Genomic DNA, 21,887 nt, shown 5'->3' on the forward strand with positions numbered 1-21,887 from the left:
GTGTGGTTCCTGCTATGTATTTTGAGAGAGGTTGAACGTGGAAACGGTGCATATTGATCTGGGAGAGCGCAGCTATCCCATCGTGATTGCAGAGGGCTTGCTGGCCCAGAGCTCCACTTGGCAGGCATTGCCCAAGGCGGCGGCGGCTCTGGTCGTGACGAATGATGTCGTGGCCCCGCTTTATCTGTCTGCGCTCAAGCAGGCCTTGAGCGGTCAATACGCCCAGGTTCACGAGGTGGTGTTGCCCGATGGCGAAGCGCATAAAGACTGGCAGACTCTGAACCTGATTTTTGATGCCCTGCTGCAGCATGGTTGCGACCGCAAGACGGTGCTGTTTGCATTGGGCGGCGGTGTTGTGGGGGATATGACGGGCTTTGCTGCCGCCAGCTATATGCGTGGCGTGCCTTTTGTGCAGGTGCCGACCACGCTGCTGTCCCAGGTCGATTCCTCGGTGGGGGGCAAGACTGCCATCAACCACCCGCTGGGCAAGAACATGATTGGGGCCTTCTACCAGCCGCAGCTGGTGCTCTGCGATCTTGCTACGCTGGATACCCTGCCAGAGCGCGAGTTGAGCGCAGGTCTGGGGGAAATCATCAAATACGGCCCTATTGCCGATATGCAGTTCTTCGACTGGCTTGAGCAGAACATGGATGGCCTGCTGCGCCGCGATCGCGACATGCTCGCCCATGCCGTCAAGCGAAGTGTGGAGATCAAGGCCTGGGTCGTGGGGCAGGACGAGAAGGAAGCGGGTCTGCGCGCGATTCTCAATTTTGGCCATACCTTCGGTCATGCGATCGAGGCCGGCATGGGCTACGGCAACTGGCTGCACGGTGAAGGTGTGGCGGCAGGCATGGTGATGGCGGCGGAGCTGTCCCAACGTCTTGGCCTGGTGGAGGCGAGCTTTGTCTCGCGTCTGCGCAAGCTGATTGAGCGAGCGGGCTTGCCGGTGCGCGCAGCGGTCATCGATGCCCAGGACAATGCTGGTCGCTATCTGGAACTGATGCGGGTCGACAAGAAATCCGAAGCCGGTGAAATCCGCTTTGTGCTGATCGATGGTCCCGGCAAGGCGGTGATGAGGTCGGCACCCGATGCGCTGGTGCGTGAAGTGATCGACAGTTGCTGCGCTTGATGGGTGGCGCTATGTGAGCAGACCCTGGGGGAAGCGAGCCCATAGCTGTTAGAGTCATTGCATCGAGTTGTTGAGGCGATTTGCATGACCGCTCTGGCTTCCTACGCCTGCCATCCCCAGCAAAGCCGCGGGCGTCGCTTTGCTGAGCCCCCGGCTCCCACGCGCAGCGACTTTCAGCGCGATCGGGATCGCATTGTTCACTCCTCGGCCTTCAGGCGACTGGTTTACAAGACCCAGGTCTTTGTGAATCATGAGGGCGATCTGTTCCGAACCCGGCTCACGCATTCTCTGGAAGTGGCGCAGCTGGGGCGCTCCATCGCGCGTTCTTTGCGGCTGGATGAAGACCTGGTTGAAGCCATCTGTCTGGCGCATGATCTGGGGCACACACCTTTTGGACATGCGGGGCAAGACGCGCTCAATGAGTGCATGAAGCCTCATGGCGGTTTTGAGCACAATCTGCAAAGTCTGCGTGTAGTGGACAGGTTGGAGGAACGTTATCCTGCCTTTGACGGTCTGAACCTGACTTTTGAAACGCGCGAGGGAATTCTCAAGCATTGCTCGCTCAGCAATGCGCAATTGCTGAATGCACGTGAGCCCGGCGGCGTGGCTCAGCGTTTTCTGGATGGCACTCAGCCTTCTCTGGAGGCACAGCTATGCAATCTGGCGGATGCGATTGCCTATAACGCCCACGATGTGGACGACGGCGTTCGATCGGGTCTGATCACCATGGCCCAGCTGCGTGAAGCCGTGCCTTTGTTTGCCCGCTATTACGCCTCGACATTGGCGGATTGGCCCGATCTGGCTCTGCCGGATGCTCAGCGCAAGCTGCTCTATGAGAGCATTCGCCGCATGCTCAGTGACCAGGTCTATGACGTCATCCATCACTCACAGGCCGGTATTGAGCAGGCGGCTGTGCGCTCGGTGCAGGAGGTTCGTCAGCATGATCGGACGCTGATCGGTTTCAGCGAAGAGATGAAAGCGCAGTCCCTGGTGCTAAAGCAGTTCTTGTTCAGGCAGCTCTATCGGCACCCTCAAGTCATGCAGACCATGAACAGTGCCCAGCAAGTTGTGAAAGAGCTGTTTGCCGCTTATATGGTGGAGCCTGAACGCATGAAGCCGCGCTTTGTTCAGCGTGCCCATATCGTCACTACCCTGCATGAACGTGCGCGAGTGGTGGCAGACTTTATTGCGGGTATGACGGATCGTTATGCGGCGCGCGAGCATGAGCGCATCACCGGGCTCAGGCTGCTGGGCGAGGCCTGAAGGAAGCTCGCCAACGGTCTTGCTGCCAGTGGCGAGCATGGCACAGGCCGGATCGCTAAAATAGCGGTTCTGTGTATCTAGAGCCGGAATATTTCCCGCCCAGTGCGCATTCTTTGGGGGCGATGGCCCCCGTTTGCATTTTGGAGGGCCCTGTCATGACCGAAACTTCAACCATCGCCGATCAGGCTTTCCCGCCGGAGCTTGTGATTGCGGATACCGTGCGCTGGCTGGAAAAGGCCGTGATAGGTCTCAACCTATGCCCTTTCGCCAAAGGCGTGCATGTCAAGGCTCAGATCCACTATGCCGTCAGCGATGCGACCGATGCAGAGGCGGTTGCCGAGGCCCTGCATCGCGAGCTTGAAGCCCTGGCCGAAGCCAACGCAGAAAAACGCGACACCACACTGCTGATACTGCCCCATGCCCTGCAGGATTTTCTGGACTTCAATGACTTTCTTGAAGTGGCGGATGCCATGATCGAGGAGCTGGATCTGGGTGGTATTTTGCAGGTCGCCTCGTTTCATCCTCAATTTCAGTTTGAGGGCACGGATGTGGACGACGTTACCAACTGCACCAATCGTGCTCCCTATCCCATATTGCACTTGCTGCGCGAAGACAGCATCGACAAGGCTGTGGAGGTGTTTCCGGAAGCCGAAACGATATACGAGCGCAATATGGAAACGCTGGAAAAGATCGGCATCGAAGGCTGGCTGGACCTGGATGTCGGAGCCCGCTGCCCCGTGACCGGCCATGGTCAGACGAAGGCAGAGAAGTGATGGGCAAGACCGATCAAAAGCAGAGCCTGCAAAAGCCCACCAAAGCAGGGGCACTTGATATCGCAGAGCAACTGGGGCTCAAGCCCGGCCAGAGCCTTGAGCTGCTCAAGGCTCTGCATATTCTGACGCGCGAGGGAAAGCTCAATCAGGATTCGCGCCGCAAGCTCAAGCAGGTCTATCACCTCTATCAGTTCATCGAGCCTTTGCTTGCCGAGCTGTCCAAGGATGGGCATGCCGTGACACTGGCTGACCATGGTGCGGGCAAGTCCTATCTGGGGTTCATTCTTTACGACCTGTATTTCAAGGCCTTGGCTCAGGGCCGGATTTTCGGTATCGAGACGCGTGCGCCTTTGGTCGAGGCATCTCAGAAGCTTGCGGCTGAACTTGGCTTCGAGCGCATGGAGTTTCTCAATATGTCGGTGGCCGAGTCCACGCGAGCAGACTTCATGCCTTCGCAGTTTGACGTGGTCACGGCCTTGCACGCCTGCGATACGGCGACCGATGATGCGATAGCCTTCGGGCTGGAAAAGCAGGCCAAGGCCATGGTGCTGGTGCCTTGCTGCCAGGCCGAGGTGGCTGCATGTCTGCGCCAGACCAAGGCCATGAGCCTGGCGCGCACTCCGCTGGCCGAGTTGTGGCGTCACCCGATCCACACTCGCGAAATGGGCAGTCAGATTACCAATGTGCTGCGCTGTCTGTATCTGGAGGCTTGCGGCTACCAGGTCACGGTCACCGAGCTGGTGGGCTGGGAGCACAGCATGAAAAACGAATTGATTGTGGCCCGTTATACGGGACAGAAAAAGCGCAGTGCGGCGCAACGCTTGCGTCAGCTGCTCGCCGAGTTTGGACTGGAAGGTCTGGCTGGCGTGCGCTATCCCCATTTGCAGCAAACCAGCGCGGTCTGAGCAGGCTTGAAGCATGAACTCTGCCGGGCCCGCTGCTTGTGATGCTCAGTGACTTTCCATCAGGCGTTTCATCAGCTCCTGCGTTGACGCGTCCACTCCTTCCCAGTCATTGTGGTTCTGGCGGGCATGCAGCTGCTTTGCCAGCTTCTTGCCCAGTTCCACACCCCACTGGTCGAAGCTGTTGATGTCCCAGATGGCGCCAGAGACAAAAATGCGATGTTCATACAGCGCAATCAGGGCGCCCAGAGAGGCGGGGTCCAGGCTTTCAAGCATCAGGAAACTGCTGGGGCGATTGCCGGGGCAGTCTTTTTCCAGACCTTCGCCGCAGCGCCCTACCATCAGCGCCTGGGCCTGGGCAATCGCGTTGACTACCAGGCTTTGATGGTGCTCGCCCAGGTATTTGCCCCCGTCGCGCAGGGCAATGAATTCGACCGGTATGACATCCGGCCCCTGGTGCAGCATCTGGAAAAAAGCATGCTGCCCATTGGTGCCGGGCTCGCCCCAGATCACCGGTGCCGTGGGAGCTGTGAGCCGAACGCCATTCTTGTTGATGCTTTTGCCATTGCTTTCCATCTCCAGTTGCTGCAGATAGGCCGTCAGGCGGCGCAGTCCATGGCTGTATGGGGCGATGCAGCGGCTGGAAAACTGGCAGAAATTGCGATACCAGATGTCCAGCAGTCCCAGGCGCACCGGGAGATTGCTCTTCATGGGCGCAGTGAAAAAGTGGGCGTCCATCGCGTGCGCGCCGCCCAGTAGCGCCCTGAATTGCGCCGAGCCTATGGCGATGGCGATAGGCAAGCCGATGGCGGACCACAGCGAAAAGCGTCCGCCTACCCAATCCCAGAAACCCAGCGTGCGCTGTATGCCGAACTCTGCAGCCGCCTGTGTATTGGTGGTGAGGGCCACGAAGTGTCGGTCGATCGAGCATGGGGCCTGCGGATCTTCGCTGCCGCCATGATCGAGAAACCACTGCCTGGCCGAGCGAGCATTCAGCATGGTCTCGGCCGTGGTGAAGGATTTGGATGCAATCAGAAACAGCGTGCTTTCCGGTTTGACCCGGCGCAGCACATGTCCCAGTTCATGGCCGTCCACGTTGGATACAAAGTGAAAGTTCTTGTCCTGGTCTATCCAGTCCTCAAGGGCATTGACTACGACTTCCGGACCAAGGTGGGAGCCGCCGATGCCGATATTGACGATATCGGTGATCTGCTGGCTGCCCCTGATCTGATCGGCCAGGGCGAGCATGTTATCCAGCGTATCGTGAACTTCACGCAGCGCCGAATGCATGTCCTGGGGCCAGGACCGAAGCACGGGGGACTGGGCGAGCTGCCCGCCGTTTGCAGGAGTGCGCAGCAGCCAGTGCATCGCGCTGCGCTGCTCGCTGGTATTGATGGCTGCGCCGGCCAGCATGGCGTCGCGCTTGCTCGAGAGCTGGCTCTCGACGGCAAGCTGCCTCAGCAAGGCCTCGGTCTCGCCAGTCCATAGGTTCTTCGACAGATCGGCGAAGACATGTGGCGCCTGCATGCTCAGGGCGTCAAGACGTTGCGGGTCTTGTGCAAAAGCCTGGCGCAAATCCAGATGCTGGATCTGCGCCCGGTAATGGGTTTGCAAAGCCTGCCAGGCAGGCAGCTCGTGACAAAGAGGCGTCAAAGGAAATTCCAGTCAATCATGCAGCCGCTTGCTGCATCAAAGCTTCCAGCTTCAGGGTGTCCGCGGTGAAAGCGCGAATGCCCTCGGCCAGCTTTTCGGTGGCCATGGCATCTTCGTTCAGCGCAAAGCGAAACGAGGCCTGGTCATACAGAACGCGCTCCTGCGGCTGGGCTCTGGCCTTGTCCGGGTCCAGGGCGCGGGTCAAAGGCATGGCGTCGTCCTGCTGTGCGCGGAGCTGGGCCAGCAGCTCAGGAGCAATGGTAAGCAGATCGCAGCCCGCCAGAGCCAGAATCTGGCCGGTATTACGAAAGCTTGCACCCATGACCTCGGTGGAAACATCGAAATGTTTGTAATAGTCGTAAATTTTCTGTACGGAGCGCACGCCCGGATCATTGGCGCCGGCCATGGCGGCCTCATCCCATTGCGTGCCGGCCTGCTTTTTGTACCAGTCGTAGATGCGGCCCACAAAGGGCGAGATCAGCTGGACCTTGGCCTGGCCGCAGGCAACGGCCTGACAGAAGGAGAACAGCAGCGTCAGATTGGTGTGAATGCCGCGCTGCTCGAGAATGCGGGCCGCTTCAATCCCTTCCCAGGTGGCGGCGATCTTGATGAGCACGCGCTCGGTGTGGATGCCTGCGGCCTGATACAGCTCGATCAGTCGCTCGGCGCGCGTGACCGTGGCCACGGTGTCGAAAGACAGGCGGGCATCGACCTCGGTAGAGACACGACCGGGTATGGTGTTCAGAATCTCGCAGCCGAAGCGCACCAGCGTTCGGTCCATGATTTCGTCCAGCCCCCGGTCTTTGAATTGCGCCACGGTGGCGCGCATCAGCGGCGCATATTCGGTCTTTTGAACCGCTTTGAGAATCAGGGATGGATTGGTGGTGGCATCTTGCGGTTGAAACTGCGCCAATTGATGAAAATCACCGGTGTCCGCGACCACGGTCGTGAATTGCTTGAGCGCCTCCAACTGATTCATGTCCATCCTTTGCTGTGTTTCAAACTAACCAGCAAGTGTAGAGCGTGAATCCCTGATTGAGAATGAGCTTGCAGATACTCCGTTTGATGATGCATCAAGGCAAACCCTGCTGAATATGCGCGCTCGCCTATTTATTTGCGGAAATATTCAAGTTTTGCTGCCATTTTGCGAGGCGTGAGGCGCTTCGGTCTTATGCTCGCCTTTTGCTGCACTCATTCATTGCCTCCACCTTATCTGCGCCAATATGCTTGATCGGATTACTGCCTCCCTTCCGTCCCTGGCGCCTGCAGAGCAGCGTGTTGCACGCTTGGTACTGGCCGATCCGCGGGCCTTCGCGCATCTGCCGGTGCGAGAGCTGGCAGTGCGGGCACATGTCAGCAAACCCACGGTGGTGCGCTTTTGCCGCAGCATGGGTTATGACGGCCTGGCGGACTTCAAGCTCAAGCTCGCGGGCAGCGTCAGCGAAGGCGTGCCCTTCATCCATCGCAGTGTGGACAGCGATGACAAGACCAGCGATGTCATGGTCAAGGTGGTGGACAACGCGGTTGCCGCTTTTCTGCAGTACCGCAATGCGGCCAGCACGGCGGCCATAGAGCAGGCTGCGCAGGCAATTGCAGCGACCTGGCAGACCGGCAAGCGCATCGAGTTTTACGGCGCCGGGAACTCGGGCATCGTGGCGCTGGATGCCCAGCACAAGTTTTTCCGCCTCGGTGTGACCAGTCTGGCCACCAGCGATGGCCATATGCAGGTCATGAGCGCCACCTTGCTGGGGCCGGGTGACTGCGTGGTCATCATCTCGAACTCCGGCCGCACGCGAGATCTGATGGATGCGGCGGATATCGCTCGCAAGAACGGGGCCACCACGATAGCCATCACGGCCAGCGGCTCCCCTCTGGCCTCGGCCTGCCAGGTGCATCTGGCGGCCGATCATCCCGAAGGCTACGACCGCTACAGTCCCATGGTCTCGCGGCTGCTGCATCTGCTCATCATCGACGTGCTGGCGACCTGTGTGGCTTTGCGCATCGGGCCGGCACTGCAGCCGGCGCTGGAGCAGATGAAGAACAATCTGCGCGCCAAGCGCTATACCTGAGGGCCAGCAAAGGCGCGGCCTGTGCGCGTCGAGATGGCAAGCAAGAGGGCTCTCTTATTGAGAGCTTCTGTCGCCTTTCCATAAATGGTTTCAAGCATAAAACACATTGAAATCATTCTGGGAAAGGCGCTTTATGCTATCAAAATTAAAAAGCATCCAGATCCCGAAGGCTTGCAGGGTGCGCGCCGGACGAGGGTGATGCATCTGCGGCTTGGGGACTTGGCTTGCCCGGGCAGCAGCTCGTATAGAGCCGCTTACACGGAGGCGACGCCCACGGTCATGCCGCCGCAGACATAGAGCACCTGTCCGGTCACAAAGCCGCTGCGCTCGTCGAGCATGTAAGACACGGCATGGGCCACATCCTCGGGAGTGCCCACCCGCTTGACAGGTACGGAAGCAATGATCTTCTGCGTGCGCGGGGCGTCGGGCGGATTGGCCTTGTCGAACAGCTCGGTGCGTATCGGGCCGGGGCCTATGGCGTTGGCCGTGATGCCCCATTGGCCCAGCTCCAGCGCCCAGACGCGGGTCATGCCGATCAGACCGGCCTTGGTGGCCGCGTAGGCTGTGCGCAAGTCCTTGCCCAGCGCGGCGCGCGAGGACATGTTGACGATGCGCCCGAACCCCGCTTGCTTCATGCCGGGCAGCAGGGCCTGCATGCACTGGAAGGCGCAGCGCAGGTTCAGCGAGACGGCCAGGTCGAACTCGGCCAGGGTCTGCGAGGCGGCGTCGTTGGGTACGACCACGCCCACGTTGTTGATCAGGCGCGTGATGGGGCCGGTTTCCAGAGCCTGACGCAAGGCGCGGGCCGTGTCCTCGGCATCGCTGAGGTCGGCCTGTATGCCGCCGGGAACGTGATCGACCACGCGGTCGATGATGATGGGCTCGTAGCCGTCGGCGCGGCAGCGCTCGGCAGCGGCGGCGCCGATGCCGGCTCCGCCACCGGTGATCAACACGCGAGGGCGGTCAGTAAGGGAGGCGCTCTGGGAAGACATGGCAATAACTTTCAGACGGAAAACGGGGCGGTTGCGACAGGCGCGGGCCCGGGAGGGCAACAGCAACCGCCGGCATGCGCCGGCAGTGCTGGGGCCGGGACAGGCCGGCACCTGGGGGGATCAGACGCTGGCGCCGGAGTCCTTGACGACCTTGCCCCACTTCTTGGCTTCGGCATCGATGAACTTGGCAAAGCCTTCCTGGGTGTCGATCACGACTTCGCCGCCCTGGTCGTTGATCTTCTTGATCACGGCGGGATCCTTGAGCACCTTGGCAATGGCGGCATGCAGCTTTTGCTGGATGTCGGCAGGTGTCTTGACAGGCACGAAGAGACCGAACCAGGAGGTGGCCTCATAGCCGGGCACGCCGGCTTCGGCGACCGTGGGCACATCGGGCAGCTCGGGCGAGCGCTTGGCCGTGGTCACGGCGATGGGGCGCAGCTTGCCCGAGCGCACATGCTGGATGGCCGAGGGCATGTTGTCGAACATGATGGCGATCTGGTTGCCCAGCAGATCGGTGATGGCCGGCGCGCTGCCCTTGTAGGGCACATGCACCATGTCCAGGCGGGTCATGGACTTGAACAGCTCGCCCGACAGATGGATGGAGCTGCCCGAGCCCGAGGAGCCGAAATTCAGCTTGCCGGGATTGGCCTTGGCATAGGCCATCATTTCCTTGACCGTCTTGAAGGGCTGGCTGGGGTGGGCCACCAGCAGATTGGGCACATTGGCGACGCGGGTCAGCGGAGCAAAGTCCTTGACCGGGTCGAAGGGCATCTTCTTGTACAGGGCTTCGTTGATGGCGTGCGTGCCCACCGTCCCCATGAACAGGGTGTAGCCGTCGCCAGCTGCACGGGCTGCGGCCTGGCCGCCGATATTGCCGCCCGCGCCGGGGCGGTTGTCAATGATGATGCTCTGGCCCAGTTCGGTGCTCAGGGCCTGGCCCACCACGCGCGCCAGGATGTCGGTCGTGCCGCCGGCCGAGAAGGGCACGATCATGGTGATGGGCTTGCTGGGATAGGGCGTCTGGGCCATGGAGGGAGCAGCGCCCAGAGCAAACAGGGCGCTTGCTGCCAGGGTTTGCAGGCTGCGGCGGCGAGACAGGGAAAGGGAATTGGACATCTAGGTCTCCGGAAAAAGGCAGGACACCGCCGGCCAGTGGCCGGGGCGCGGGCTGCCGCGGTGGCGTAGCTCCGAAAAGAGCTGCACTCCAGCGGTCGTTGTTTTGGTGTAAGAGACAGGGGGCGGCAGCAGGCCGGACTGATCCGGCCCCGCCGCAGTCGGGATCAGACGCGTTCGAGCACCACGGCGATGCCCTGGCCCACGCCGATGCACATGGTGCACAGCGCATAGCGGCCGCCGAAGGCATGCAGCTGGTTCACGGCCGTGGTGGCCAGGCGGGCGCCCGATGCGCCCAGGGGGTGACCCAGGGCGATGGCGCCGCCCCACTGGTTGACACGGCGGTCGTCGTCGGCAATGCCAAGGTCGCGCAGCACGGCCAGGCCTTGTGCGGCAAAGGCTTCGTTGAGCTCGATGACATCCATCTGCTCAAGAGTCAGTCCTGTCTGGGTCAGCACCTTGCGCACGGCGGGAGCGGGGCCGAAGCCCATGATGCGCGGTGCGACGCCGGCCACGGCCATGCCGACCACGCGGGCACGCGGCACCAGGCCGTACTGGCTGGCCGCTTCCTCGTTGGCCAGCAGCAGGGCGCAGGCACCGTCGTTGACGCCGCTGGCGTTGCCGGCTGTGACCGTGCCGTCAGGGCGTACCACGCCCTTGAGCCTGGCCAAGGCCTCGATGGTGGTGGCGCGGGGGTGCTCATCCTGGCTCACGACAATGGGGTCGCCCTTCTTCTGGGCGATGGACACGGGCACGATCTCGCGTGCCAGATGGCCGGCAGCAATCGCGGCCGCGGCCTTTTCCTGACTGGCCAGGGCCATGCGGTCCTGGGCTTCGCGTTCGATCCCGAAATCGTCGGCCACGTTTTCGGCGGTCTCGGGCATGGAGTCCACGCCGTACTGGGCTTTCATCAGCTTGTTGACAAAGCGCCAGCCGATGGTGGTGTCGTAGACGGCATTGTTGCGGCTGAAGGCGGACTCGGCCTTGGGCATCACGAAGGGGGCGCGGCTCATGCTTTCCACGCCGCCGGCAATCATCAGGCGGGCTTCGCCGGACTTGATGGCACGCGCGGCCGTGCCGACAGCGTCCAGACCCGAGCCGCACAGACGGTTGATGGTGGCACCGGGTACATCGATGGGCAGGCCGGCCAGCAGCGCCGACATGCGCGCCACGTTGCGGTTGTCCTCGCCGGCCTGGTTGGCACAGCCATAGAGCACATCGGCCACGGCGGTCCAGTCCACGTCGGGGTTGCGCTGCATCAGCGCCTTGATGGGCAGGGCGCCCAGATCATCGGTGCGCACGCTGGACAGCGCGCCGCCGTAGCGACCGAAGGGGGTGCGGATGGCGTCGCAGATAAAGGCTTGGTTCTGGTTGCTCATGGCATGTCTCCGTTATGAAAATTGAGCTTCTGGTGCAGACGGGATTGGCCTGAAGTTCAGGCCGCGATGGGCAGGCCCACGATGCGTTCGAGTTCGGCGTGCTCCAGGCCTTCGACCTTGTCGATCAGGCGCAGCCCCTCGGGTGTGCATGTCAGGGTGCACAGATCGGTATAGATGCGCTTGACGCAGCCCAGGCCGGTCAGCGGGTAGCTGCACTGGGCCACGACCTTGCTCTCGCCCTTTTTGGTGAGCAGATCCATCATCACCCAGGTCTGCTTGGCGCCAATCGCCAGGTCCATGGCTCCGCCCACGGCGGGAATGGCGCCGGGCTCGCCGGTGCTCCAGTTGGCCAGGTCGCCCGTGGCCGAAACCTGGAAGGCTCCGAGCACGCAGATGTCCAGGTGGCCGCCGCGCATCATGGCGAAGCTGTCGGCGTGGTGGAAATAGCTGCCGCCGGGCAGCAGGGTCACGGGCTGCTTGCCGGCATTGGTCAGGTCGTAGTCTTCGGAGCCGGCCGCCGGTGCCGGGCCCATGCCCAGAATGCCGTTCTCGCTTTGCAGCACGATCTCGCGTCCTGCGGGAATGTGGTTGGCCACCAGGGTGGGCTGGCCTATGCCCAGATTCACATAGGCACCGTCATGAATGTCCTGGGCCACGCGCAGGGCCAGTTCGTCCTTGCTTCGTTTTTGATAGCTCACGCTTGTATCTCCTTGCTGGACCTTGGCGGGCTCAGGCCGCCTTCTTGAAGCCGCCGGCCTGGGTGGCCACGCGCTCGATCTTCACCACCTGGCTCACATAGATGCCTGGGGTGACCACGGATTCGGGGTCAAGCTGGCCGAGTTCCACGATCTCATGCACGGTGGCCACGGTGAACCTGGCGGCCGAAGCCATCACGGGGCCGAAGTTGCGCGCCGACATGCGATAGGTCAGATTGCCCCAGCGGTCGCCTTTTTCGGCCTTGATCAGGGCCACATCGCCATGGATGGGGTGCTCCAGCACATAGTGCTTGCCGTTGATTTCGCGCGTTTCCTTGCCTTTGGCGAGTTCGGTGCCGTAGGCCGTGGGGCAGAAGAAAGCGCCTATGCCTGCAGCAGCGGCGCGCATGCGCTCGGCCAGATTGCCCTGGGCCACCAGCTCGAGCTCGATCTTGCCGCTGCGGTACAGCTCGTCGAAGACCCAGCTGTCCACCTGGCGCGGGAAGCTGCAGATGATCTTGCGCACCTGGCCGGTCTTGAGCAGGGCGGCCAGGCCGGTGTCGCCATTGCCGGCGTTGTTGTTGACCACGGTGAGCTCGCGTGCACCCTGGGCGATCAGGCCGTCGATCAGCTCGCCGGGGATGCCCGAGGTGCCGAAGCCGCCGATGAGCACGGTGGAGCCGTCTTGAATGCCGGACAGGGCCTGAGCGACCGAGTCGGCGATCTTGTTGATCATGGGTGTCTCCAATTTTCTACACAAAGATCTGCGCCATTGGCGCTAAAATGTTCGTATATAGAACATTTGTTCGCTAAAAGAATTGTAGAAAAGGATGATGAAAATGGAGACTGTAAAAACCACATCAGGGAAAACCCCGGTCGAGGGCGAAGCGGTCTCGCTCAAGCCCGGTGACAGCTATGTGCAGTCCTTTGCCAGGGGGCTGGAAGTCATACGTTCGTTCAGCGCCAGGGCGCCTGAGCAGACGCTCAGCGAGGTGGCTGCCGCCACGGGTCTGACGCGTGCCGGTGCAAGGCGCATCCTGCTGACGCTGCAGACGCTGGGCTATGTGCGCAGCGATGGCAAGTACTACGCACTCACGCCGCGCATCCTGGATCTGGGCTTTGCCTATCTGAGCTCCACGCCGCTGTGGAATTTGGCCGAGCCGGCCATGGAGGCGCTGGTGGACGAGGTCAAGGAGTCATGCTCGGCCGCGGTGCTCGAAGGCCTGGACGTGGTCTATGTTCTGCGCGTGCACACGCACAAGATCATGAGTACCAATCTGGGCGTGGGCTCGCGACTGCCTGCCTTCTGGACATCCATGGGCCGGGTGCTGCTGGCGGCGCTGCCCCCCGATGAGCTGCGGGCGCTGATGGCCCGGCGCGAGCAGCGCGCCTTCACGCGACACACGCTGACCGGCGACGACGAGCTGTATGCCGAGATCGCCCGCGTGCGCGAGCAGGGCTGGGCCTTGCTCAATCAGGAGCTGGAGGAGGGCCTGATCTCGATTGCCGCCCCCATACGCAACGCGCGCGGCCAGACGGTGGCGGCGCTCAACATCAGCGGACAGGCCAACCGCACCAGCGAGCAGATGATGCGCGAGCGGTTGCTGCCGCAGTTGCTGGCCGCTACGCGCCACATCAGCCAGTTGCTGAGTGCTTCGGGCCGCATGCATCTGTGATGTCTGGCGCCTGAGGACGCGTCGGCCCTGGCGCGACGCTTCATAATGACCGAAACGCCTTCCTTGTCGCCCCTGTCCAAGTCCGCTCCATGGCCCGTCTTCCCCGTCTCACGCTGGCAAACATGCCGCACCACATCATCCAGCGTGGCAATAACAGCGGCGAGATCTTTGTGGACGCGCAGGATCGCCTGGTCATGCTGGATCTGATGCGCGAGATGGCGCGGCGCTTCGAGGTCGATGTGCATGCCTATGTGCTCATGCCCAATCACTTCCATCTGCTGCTGACGCCCAGGACCGAGCAGGGCGTGCCCCAATTCATGCAGGCCGTGGGGCGCAGCTATGTGCGTTACTTCAACAACCGCCACGGGCGTACCGGTACCTTGTGGGAGGGGCGCTATCGCTGCACCGTGCTGCAGGCCGAGCAATGGCTGATGGCCACCATGGTCTCCATGGATCTCAACCCCGTGCGCGACGGGCTGGTGCAGCGCGCGGTGGACTGGCCCTGGTCCAGCTATGCGCACAACGCAGGTCTGCAAAGCGATGCGCTCATCAGCCCGCACGCACTTTTCTGGGCTCTGGGCAACACGCCGTTTGCCCGGGATGCCGCTTATGTCAGGGCCGTGGAGGCCGGTCTGGATGCCGATACCCAGGCGCAGATCAGCCATGCCGCGCTGCGTGGCTGGGCTCTGGGTGAGCCCGATTTCATTGAAAATTTGCAACAAAAAACCGAGCGGCGCGTGAAGCGGCAGAAGGCCGGCAGGCCTGCAGTACGCACAGCTTCGGTGCACGAAGACTAAACGGCTTTTCCAACTCCTTGTTTTTATTGGATTGCTTTGTTCTATTTTTATATGTCCCTAATTAAATTCAAATAAGAAAAGTTGGGAATTAATTGGAATCTGACCCTAATTAAAACTTATTGCATAACTTCATGTCATGTCGTAATCTTGCGTTCCCCGCGATTGATATAAGAGGATTCCCCATGACGACTGCTGCCGAGATCAAGTATCTCCAGGACCACGGTCTGTACTCCAAGAGCAACGAACACGATGCCTGCGGTCTGGGCTTTGTGGCCCATATCAAGGGTCAGAAGCGCCATGACATCGTGCTGGGGGCACTGAAGATCCTCGAAAACATCGACCATCGCGGTGCCGTGGGCGCAGACCCTCTGATGGGTGACGGCGCCGGTATCCTGATCCAGATCCCCGATCAGCTCTACCGCGAGGAAATGGCCAAGCAGGGCGTGGCACTGCCTCCTGCCGGCGAATATGGCGTGGGCATGATCTTCCTGCCCAAGGAACATGCTTCGCGCCTGGCTTGCCAGCAGGAGATGGAGCGCGCCATCAAGGCCGAAGGCCAGGTGCTGCTGGGCTGGCGCGATGTGCCGGTGAACCGCGACATGCCCATGTCGCCCACCGTGCAGGAAAAGGAACCCATCCTGCGCCAGGTCTTCATCGGCCGCGGTGCCGACGTCATTGTGCAGGACGCGCTGGAGCGCAAGCTGTATGTGATCCGCAAGACGGCCTCGGCCGCCATCCAGAACCTGGGCCTCAAGCACAGCAAGGAATACTACGTCCCCAGCATGAGCAGCCGCACCGTGGTCTACAAGGGCCTGCTGCTGGCCGACCAGGTGGGCGTTTACTACCGCGACCTGGCCGACGAGCGCTGCGTCTCGGCCATCGGTCTGGTGCACCAGCGTTTCTCCACCAACACCTTCCCCGAGTGGCCTCTGGCTCACCCCTACCGCTATGTGGCCCACAACGGTGAAATCAACACCGTGCGCGGCAACTACAACTGGATGCTGGCGCGCGAAGGCGTGATGGCCTCTCCCGTGCTGGGCGAAGACCTGCAAAAGCTCTATCCCATCAGCTTTGCCGGTCAGTCCGACACCGCCACCTTCGACAACTGCCTGGAACTGCTGACCATGGCCGGCTACCCCATCAGCCAGGCCGTGATGATGATGATTCCCGAGCCCTGGGAGCAGCACGAAGCCATGGACGAGCGCCGCCGCGCCTTCTATGAATACCACGCTGCGATGATCGAGCCCTGGGACGGCCCCGCCTCCATCGTGTTCACCGATGGCCGCCAGATCGGCGCCACGCTGGACCGCAACGGCCTGCGCCCCTCGCGCTACTGCATCACCGATGACGATATGGTGATCCTGGCTTCCGAAGCCGGCGTGCTGCCCGTGCCCGATAGCAAGATCGTGCGCAAGTGGCGCCTGCAGCCCGGCAAGATGCTGCTGATCGACCTGGAGCAGGGTCGCATGATCGAAGACGAAGAGCTTAAGGCCAACGTCGTCAACACCAAGCCTTACAAGCAGTGGATCGAGAACCTGCGCATCAAGCTCGACGAGGTGGAAATCCCCGCCGACTTCAAGGCACCCGCAGCCAAGACCGAGCTGTCCCTGCTGGACCGCCAGCAAGCCTTCGGCTTCACGCAGGAAGACATCAAGTTCCTGCTGACCCCCATGGCCGAAAAGGGCGAGGAAGGCATTGGCTCCATGGGCAACGACAGCCCGCTGGCCGTGCTGTCCGACAAGAACAAGCCGCTGTACAACTACTTCCGTCAGATGTTCGCCCAGGTGACGAACCCCCCCATTGACCCGATCCGCGAAGCGATCGTGATGTCGCTGGTGTCGTTCGTGGGTCCCAAGCCCAACCTGCTGGACATCAACCAGGTCAACCCGCCCATGCGCCTGGAGCTGCAGCAGCCCGTGCTCGACTTCGAAGGCATGGCAAGGCTGCGTGATATCGAGAAGCGCACCAACGGCAAGTTCAAGAGCTCGACGATCGACATCACCTACCCGCTGTCCTGGGGCAAGCAGGGCGTGGAAGCCAAGCTGGCCTCGCTGTGCGCCCACGCCGTGGACGAGATCAAGGGCGGTGCCAACATCCTGATCATCAGCGACCGCAACATGAGCGCCACGCAAGTGGCCATCCCCGCGCTGCTGGCGTTGTCCGCCATCCACCAGCATCTGGTGCGTGAAGGCCTGCGCACCACCGCTGGCCTGGTGGTGGAAACCGGCACGGCCCGCGAAGTGCACCACTTCGCCGTGCTGGCCGGCTACGGCGCGGAAGCCGTGCACCCCTATCTGGCGATGGAGACCCTGGTCGACATCTTCAGCCGCGAAGCTGCGCCCATCACTGCCGACAAGGCCATCTATCACTATGTGAAGGCCATCGGCAAGGGTCTGTCCAAGATCATGTCCAAGATGGGCGTGTCCACCTATATGTCCTACTGCGGCGCCCAGCTGTTCGAGGCCGTGGGCCTGAACAGCGAGACCGTGGACAAGTACTTCACGGGCACGGCCAGCCGTGTGGAAGGTATCGGCGTCTTCGAGATCGCCGAGGAAACCATCCGCAACCATGAAGCTGCCTTCAGCGACGACCCCGTGCTCGAAACCATGCTGGATGCCGGCGGCGAGTACGCCTGGCGCGCCCGTGGCGAAGAGCATATGTGGACGCCTGACGTGATTGCCAAGCTGCAGCACTCCACACGTGCCAACAACTTCAGCACCTACAAGGAATACGCCCAGCTGATCAACGACCAGACCAAGCGCCACATGACGCTGCGCGGCCTGTTCGAATTCAAGTTCGATCCCGCCAAGGCGATTCCCGTGGACCAGGTCGAGTCGGCCAAGGAAATCGTCAAGCGCTTTGCCACGGGTGCGATGTCGCTGGGCTCCATCTCCACCGAAGCCCATGCCACGCTGGCCGTGGCCATGAACCGCATCGGCGGCAAGAGCAACACCGGCGAAGGCGGCGAAGATCCCAAGCGCTATCGCAACGAGTTGAAGGGCATCCCCATCAGCAAGGGCGAAACCCTGGCCTCCATCATCGGCAAGGACAAGGTCGAGTCCGATATCGAACTGCAGGCCGGCGACTCGCTGCGCTCCAAGATCAAGCAGGTCGCGTCCGGTCGTTTCGGCGTGACTGCCGAATATCTGGCCTCTTCGGACCAGATCCAGATCAAGATGGCTCAGGGCGCCAAGCCCGGTGAAGGCGGTCAGCTGCCCGGCGGCAAGGTTTCCGACTACATCGGTGCACTGCGTCACTCGGTGCCCGGTGTGGGCCTGATCTCGCCTCCTCCCCACCACGACATCTACTCGATCGAAGACCTGGCGCAGCTGATCCACGATCTGAAGAACGTGGCTCCGCACGCCAGCATCAGCACCAAGCTGGTGTCCGAAGTCGGTGTGGGCACGATTGCCGCAGGCGTGACCAAGTGCAAGAGCGATCACCTGGTAATCGCCGGCCATGACGGCGGCACCGGCGCCTCGCCCTGGTCCTCCATCAAGCATGCGGGCGGCCCCTGGGAAATCGGCCTGGCCGAGACCCAGCAGACCCTGGTGCTGAACCGTTTGCGCGGCCGTGTGCGTGTGCAGGCCGACGGCCAGATGAAGACCGGCCGCGACGTGGTCATCGGCGCCCTGCTGGGTGCTGACGAGTTCGGCTTTGCCACGGCTCCGCTGGTGGTGGAAGGCTGCATCATGATGCGCAAGTGCCACCTCAACACCTGCCCCGTGGGCGTGGCCACGCAAGACCCCGTGTTGCGTGCCAAGTTCACCGGCAAGCCCGAGCATGTGGTGAACTATTTCTTCTTCATCGCCGAAGAAGTGCGCCAGATCATGGCCCAGCTGGGTATCGCCAAGTTCGACGACCTGATCGGCCGCTCCGATCTGCTCGACACCCGCAAGGGCATCGAGCACTGGAAGGCTCAGGGTCTGGACTTCAGCCGTCTGTTCGCCCAGCCCGAAGTGCCTGCCGACGTGGCCCGCTACCACGTGGAGAGCCAGGATCACCTGCTGGACAAGGCGCTGGACGTCAAGCTCATCGAGCGCTGCAAGCCCGCCATCGAAAACGGCGAGAAGGTGCGCATCATGGAAGTGGCGCGCAACGTCAACCGCTCCGTCGGTGCCATGCTCTCGGGTGCGGTGACCAAGCATCACGCCGAAGGCCTGCCAGACGACACCATCCGCATCCACTTCGAAGGTACGGGCGGCCAGTCCTTCGGTGCCTTCCTGTGCAACGGCATCACGCTGAACCTCAGCGGCGAAGCCAACGACTACACCGGCAAGGGCCTGTCGGGCGGTCGTGTGGTGGTGCATCCCAGCCATGAGTTCCGTGGCTCGACCACGACCAACACCATTGTGGGCAACACCGTGATGTTCGGTGCCACCAGCGGTGAAGCCTTCTTCAGCGGCGTGGCCGGCGAGCGCTTTGCCGTGCGTCTGTCCGGCGCCACGGCCGTGGTCGAAGGCGTGGGTGACCACGGCTGCGAATACATGACCGGCGGTACCGTGGTCGTGCTGGGCAAGACCGGCCGCAACTTCGCGGCCGGCATGAGCGGCGGCGTGGCCTATGTCTACGACGAGGACGGCAAGTTTGCCGAGCGCTGCAACACCGCTTCGGTGAAGCTGGAGAAGGTGCTGCCGCACGACGAGTTTGTCTCGCGTGTCGATCCCGGCATCTGGCACCGCGGCCAAAGCGACGATCAGCAGCTGCGCAACATGGTGGAGGCTCACAGCCGCTGGACGGGTTCCAAGCGTGCCCGTGATCTGCTGGACAACTGGGCCGCAGCGCGTGCCAAGTTTGTCAAGGTGTTCCCGACCGAGTACCAGCGTGCACTCGGCGAGATCTTTGAACGCAAACAGAAGGAAAAGCAAGCTGCGAAAGCGCCAGCAGCTCCTCAGAAAGAAGCAGTAGCCGCCAAGTAAACACGGCTCCAAGCGGTGGCGGCCAGGCGGCCACCGCACTGCAAGCGAACACAGATTTCAAGGATTAAAGATCATGGGAAAGACCACCGGCTTCATGGAATACGAGCGCATCGAAGAGGGCTATGCCCCCGTTGCGGAACGTCTCAAGCACTACAAGGAATTCGTCATCGGCCTGACCACCGATCAGGCCAAGGTGCAGGCTGCACGCTGCATGGACTGCGGCACGCCGTTCTGCAACAACGGCTGCCCGGTCAACAACATCATTCCGGACTTCAACGACCTCGTGTACCAGGGTGACTGGAAGAACGCCATCACCACGCTGCACAGCACCAACAACTTCCCCGAGTTCACGGGCCGCATCTGCCCCGCACCCTGCGAAGCTGCCTGCGTGGCCAATATCAATGGCGACGCCATCGGCATCAAGTCCATCGAGCACTCCATCATCGACCGTGCCTGGAGCGAAGGCTGGGTCAAGCCCCTGCTGCCCAAGCACAAGACCGGCAAGAAGGTGGCCGTGGTCGGTGCCGGCCCTGCCGGCATGGCAGCGGCCCAGCAACTGGTGCGCGCCGGCCACGACGTGACCCTGTTCGAGAAGAACGACCGCGTGGGCGGCCTGCTGCGCTACGGCATTCCCGACTTCAAGCTGGACAAGGGCCTGATCGACCGCCGTGTCGAGCAGATGGTGGCCGAAGGCCTGAAGATTCGCACCGGCGTGCTGATTGCCGGCAAGGACGGTCTGGGCAAGGATTCCAAGGTCACCAACTGGGCCAAGGAAACCATCAGCCCCGAGCAGCTCAATGCCGAGTTCGACGCCGTGCTGCTGACCGGCGGCTCCGAGCAGTCACGTGATCTGCCCGTGCCTGGCCGCGATCTGGAAGGCGTGCACTTCGCGATGGAGTTCCTGCCCCAGCAGAACAAGGTCAACGCGGGCGACAAGCTCAAGGGTCAGATCCGTGCCGACGGCAAGCATGTCATCGTCATCGGCGGTGGCGACACCGGCTCCGACTGTGTGGGCACCTCCAACCGCCATGGCGCCAAGAGCGTGACCCAGTTCGAGGTCATGCCCATGCCGCCCGAGCAGGAGAACAAGCCACTGGTCTGGCCTTACTGGCCGATCAAGCTGCGTACCTCGTCCAGCCACGACGAAGGCGTGGTCCGCGAGTTCGCCATCTCCACCAAGGAGTTCGGCGGCGAAAAGGGCAAGGTCAAGAGCCTGACCACCGTCCAGGTCGAGTTCAAGGACGGCAAGCTGAGCGAAGTGCCCGGCACGGAAAAGGTCTGGCCTGCCGATCTGGTGCTGCTGGCCATGGGCTTTGTGAACCCTGTCGCCACCGTGCTCGAAGCCTTTGGCGTCGACAAGGATGCACGCGGCAACGCCAAGGCCAGCACCGATTTCATCGGCGGCTATGCCACCAGCGTGCCCAAGGTGTTCGCTGCCGGTGACATCCGCCGTGGCCAGTCGCTGGTCGTGTGGGCGATTCGTGAGGGCCGCCAGGCCGCACGTGCCGTGGACGAGTTCCTGATGGGCGCCAGCGAACTGCCTCGCTGAGCCAAGGCCTTGCGAGCCAAGGCATATTCAAGATTTTCACAGGCGCCCACCGGGGCGCCTTTTTTTATGGCCTCCATCGACTAGTAGCTGAATTGATAGCTGCATGCGATTTATGAATAACGATTTCGGGTATGTTTGTGGCTGATAACTAGGAAGAGCGTGTGCAAGCTGCTATCAGAACGCTTTATCTGAGCCATAGCAGCTGGGGGATGGCATCGGCGCCGCACCAGAGCACGGCGTTCTGCTCCCATTGCTCGCCCCAGGCGCGGGCCGTGGGGGCGTCCATGCCCCATATCAGCACGCTGGCTTCGCCGGGCCACAGGCCTTGCGGATCCAGACCCTGGCCTTCGGAAAATATCCAGGCGCCGACGCGCAGCGTCTGGCGCAACTGCTGCATGCGCCTGGCGTTGTCCGCATCGGACAGCAACTGCCCCCGAGGATTGCAGGCCGTGAGAAAGCTTGCGCAGTCCACCTGGTGTGCGCTGTAGTGCGTGAGCAGCAGGGGCTGGAGTCTGTCGACTTGCAGCCGCCAGTCCAGCCCGCTTTGATCATGCACGCGATATTCGGCGCGATGGTAAGCCTGCTGCAATGAAGAGGGAAGCTGCGTGTCCTGCATGCCCGTCAGATTCAGGGTGTGGCGGCCGAGCTTGGTCGGCGCCAGGTGTCCGCGCACATGCGTTCCACATCAAGCTCTGCCTTCCAGTCCGGCAATTGCCCGGCCGGCGAAAGATCGATCTCGTATTGCGCCGCATCGCTGTGGTTCTGGTTCATGGTCAGTCGTCCGGAGATTCGGCCCAGATGGTGCTGTGCCACAGTGTCCCCCACATTGGCTTCATCCGCTGGACAGCAGCCGGGACGCCGATTCGCGCACGGCCCTGGCGCGCGGTGCAGTGATCCGGGGAGCCTTGCTTGCACCTCTTTCTGACCAGTCAAGCCGAGCGAATTTCCTCCGCGCTTCGTTTGGGTCATTGGGGGTCA

Annotated in this window: 18 protein-coding genes; 9 read left to right on the forward strand and 9 right to left on the reverse strand. The window is 62.0% G+C overall.

The features are described 5' to 3' along the window. The first annotated feature begins 31 nt into the window (after window positions 1-31). From aroB to MPZ60_RS03605, 4 genes are all read left to right on the forward strand, one after another. On the forward strand, window positions 32-1,129 hold the full coding sequence (aroB, locus tag MPZ60_RS03590; protein ID WP_034357420.1) for a 3-dehydroquinate synthase: 1,098 nt from the start codon (window positions 32-34) through the stop codon (window positions 1,127-1,129). An 84-nt stretch (window positions 1,130-1,213) separates the two neighbouring features. Next, on the forward strand, window positions 1,214-2,392 hold the full coding sequence (locus MPZ60_RS03595; RefSeq protein ID WP_034357421.1) for a deoxyguanosinetriphosphate triphosphohydrolase: 1,179 nt from the start codon (window positions 1,214-1,216) through the stop codon (window positions 2,390-2,392). Window positions 2,393-2,547: 155 nt separating this feature from the next. Beyond that, window positions 2,548-3,165 carry a DUF1415 domain-containing protein gene (locus MPZ60_RS03600; RefSeq protein ID WP_003062011.1) on the forward strand — a complete coding sequence of 206 codons (618 nt, stop codon included), beginning with the start codon at window positions 2,548-2,550 and terminating at the stop codon, window positions 3,163-3,165. Next, window positions 3,165-4,070, forward strand: coding sequence for an SAM-dependent methyltransferase (locus MPZ60_RS03605; protein WP_034357423.1), 906 nt, complete (start codon window positions 3,165-3,167; stop codon window positions 4,068-4,070). The genes MPZ60_RS03600 and MPZ60_RS03605 overlap by 1 nt, the downstream gene beginning before the upstream one ends. 45 nt (window positions 4,071-4,115) lie before the next feature. Here MPZ60_RS03605 and pgi read toward each other — a convergent pair whose 3' ends face one another. Together pgi and tal are read right to left on the reverse strand one after the other, a co-directional pair. Then, window positions 4,116-5,720, reverse strand: a complete 1,605-nt coding sequence (gene pgi / locus MPZ60_RS03610; protein WP_034357425.1) for a glucose-6-phosphate isomerase — start codon at window positions 5,718-5,720, stop codon at window positions 4,116-4,118. A 16-nt stretch (window positions 5,721-5,736) separates the two neighbouring features. After that, window positions 5,737-6,699, reverse strand: coding sequence for a transaldolase (gene tal, locus MPZ60_RS03615; protein WP_034357697.1), 963 nt, complete (start codon window positions 6,697-6,699; stop codon window positions 5,737-5,739). Between the two features lie 244 nt (window positions 6,700-6,943). On the opposite strand from tal, the gene MPZ60_RS03620 reads away from it, so the two are divergent. Then, complete coding sequence (locus tag MPZ60_RS03620; RefSeq protein WP_003058703.1) at window positions 6,944-7,789, forward strand: SIS domain-containing protein; 846 nt, start codon at window positions 6,944-6,946, stop codon at window positions 7,787-7,789. Between the two features lie 254 nt (window positions 7,790-8,043). Here MPZ60_RS03620 and MPZ60_RS03625 read toward each other — a convergent pair whose 3' ends face one another. From MPZ60_RS03625 to MPZ60_RS03645, 5 genes are all read right to left on the reverse strand, one after another. Beyond that, window positions 8,044-8,781 (reverse strand): SDR family oxidoreductase, encoded by a 738-nt coding sequence (locus tag MPZ60_RS03625; protein ID WP_034357427.1) that lies wholly within the window; start codon window positions 8,779-8,781, stop codon window positions 8,044-8,046. Window positions 8,782-8,901: 120 nt separating this feature from the next. Next, the gene (locus MPZ60_RS03630; protein ID WP_012837047.1) at window positions 8,902-9,897 is read right to left on the reverse strand and encodes a tripartite tricarboxylate transporter substrate binding protein; all 996 of its coding nucleotides are present in this window, start codon (window positions 9,895-9,897) and stop codon (window positions 8,902-8,904) included. Between the two features lie 164 nt (window positions 9,898-10,061). Further along, on the reverse strand, window positions 10,062-11,273 hold the full coding sequence (gene pcaF, locus MPZ60_RS03635; protein ID WP_034357429.1) for a 3-oxoadipyl-CoA thiolase: 1,212 nt from the start codon (window positions 11,271-11,273) through the stop codon (window positions 10,062-10,064). Window positions 11,274-11,329: 56 nt separating this feature from the next. Beyond that, entirely contained in the window at window positions 11,330-11,971 is a 642-nt protein-coding gene (locus tag MPZ60_RS03640) for a 3-oxoacid CoA-transferase subunit B (RefSeq protein WP_034357431.1), read from the reverse strand. Window positions 11,972-12,002: 31 nt separating this feature from the next. After that, window positions 12,003-12,704 carry a 3-oxoacid CoA-transferase subunit A gene (locus tag MPZ60_RS03645; RefSeq protein ID WP_034357433.1) on the reverse strand — a complete coding sequence of 234 codons (702 nt, stop codon included), beginning with the start codon at window positions 12,702-12,704 and terminating at the stop codon, window positions 12,003-12,005. A 103-nt stretch (window positions 12,705-12,807) separates the two neighbouring features. Here MPZ60_RS03645 and MPZ60_RS03650 point away from each other — a divergent pair, with 103 nt between their 5' ends. The 4 genes from MPZ60_RS03650 to MPZ60_RS03665 all read left to right on the forward strand — a co-directional run bounded on the left by MPZ60_RS03650 (window position 12,808) and on the right by MPZ60_RS03665 (window position 20,909). Beyond that, window positions 12,808-13,644 (forward strand): IclR family transcriptional regulator, encoded by an 837-nt coding sequence (locus tag MPZ60_RS03650; protein WP_034357435.1) that lies wholly within the window; start codon window positions 12,808-12,810, stop codon window positions 13,642-13,644. An 89-nt stretch (window positions 13,645-13,733) separates the two neighbouring features. Then, window positions 13,734-14,441 (forward strand): transposase, encoded by a 708-nt coding sequence (locus MPZ60_RS03655; protein WP_034357436.1) that lies wholly within the window; start codon window positions 13,734-13,736, stop codon window positions 14,439-14,441. A 182-nt stretch (window positions 14,442-14,623) separates the two neighbouring features. Next, window positions 14,624-19,360: a glutamate synthase-related protein gene (locus MPZ60_RS03660; RefSeq protein WP_034357437.1), complete on the forward strand. Its 4,737-nt coding sequence runs from the start codon at window positions 14,624-14,626 to the stop codon at window positions 19,358-19,360. A gap of 73 nt (window positions 19,361-19,433) precedes the next feature. Further along, the gene (locus tag MPZ60_RS03665) at window positions 19,434-20,909 is read left to right on the forward strand and encodes a glutamate synthase subunit beta (protein ID WP_012837053.1); all 1,476 of its coding nucleotides are present in this window, start codon (window positions 19,434-19,436) and stop codon (window positions 20,907-20,909) included. A 184-nt stretch (window positions 20,910-21,093) separates the two neighbouring features. On the opposite strand, the gene MPZ60_RS03670 is transcribed toward MPZ60_RS03665, so the two are convergent. Both MPZ60_RS03670 and MPZ60_RS03675 read right to left on the reverse strand, forming a co-directional pair. Continuing rightward, window positions 21,094-21,582 carry a DUF3293 domain-containing protein gene (locus MPZ60_RS03670; protein ID WP_012837054.1) on the reverse strand — a complete coding sequence of 163 codons (489 nt, stop codon included), beginning with the start codon at window positions 21,580-21,582 and terminating at the stop codon, window positions 21,094-21,096. Next, window positions 21,537-21,680: a hypothetical protein gene (locus tag MPZ60_RS03675; protein ID WP_165570853.1), complete on the reverse strand. Its 144-nt coding sequence runs from the start codon at window positions 21,678-21,680 to the stop codon at window positions 21,537-21,539. The genes MPZ60_RS03670 and MPZ60_RS03675 overlap by 46 nt, the downstream gene beginning before the upstream one ends. Between the last annotated feature and the right edge of the window lie 207 nt (window positions 21,681-21,887).

The organism is Comamonas sp. 7D-2 (genome assembly GCF_022749555.1).
GTDB classification, from domain to species: domain Bacteria; phylum Pseudomonadota; class Gammaproteobacteria; order Burkholderiales; family Burkholderiaceae_C; genus Comamonas; species Comamonas thiooxydans.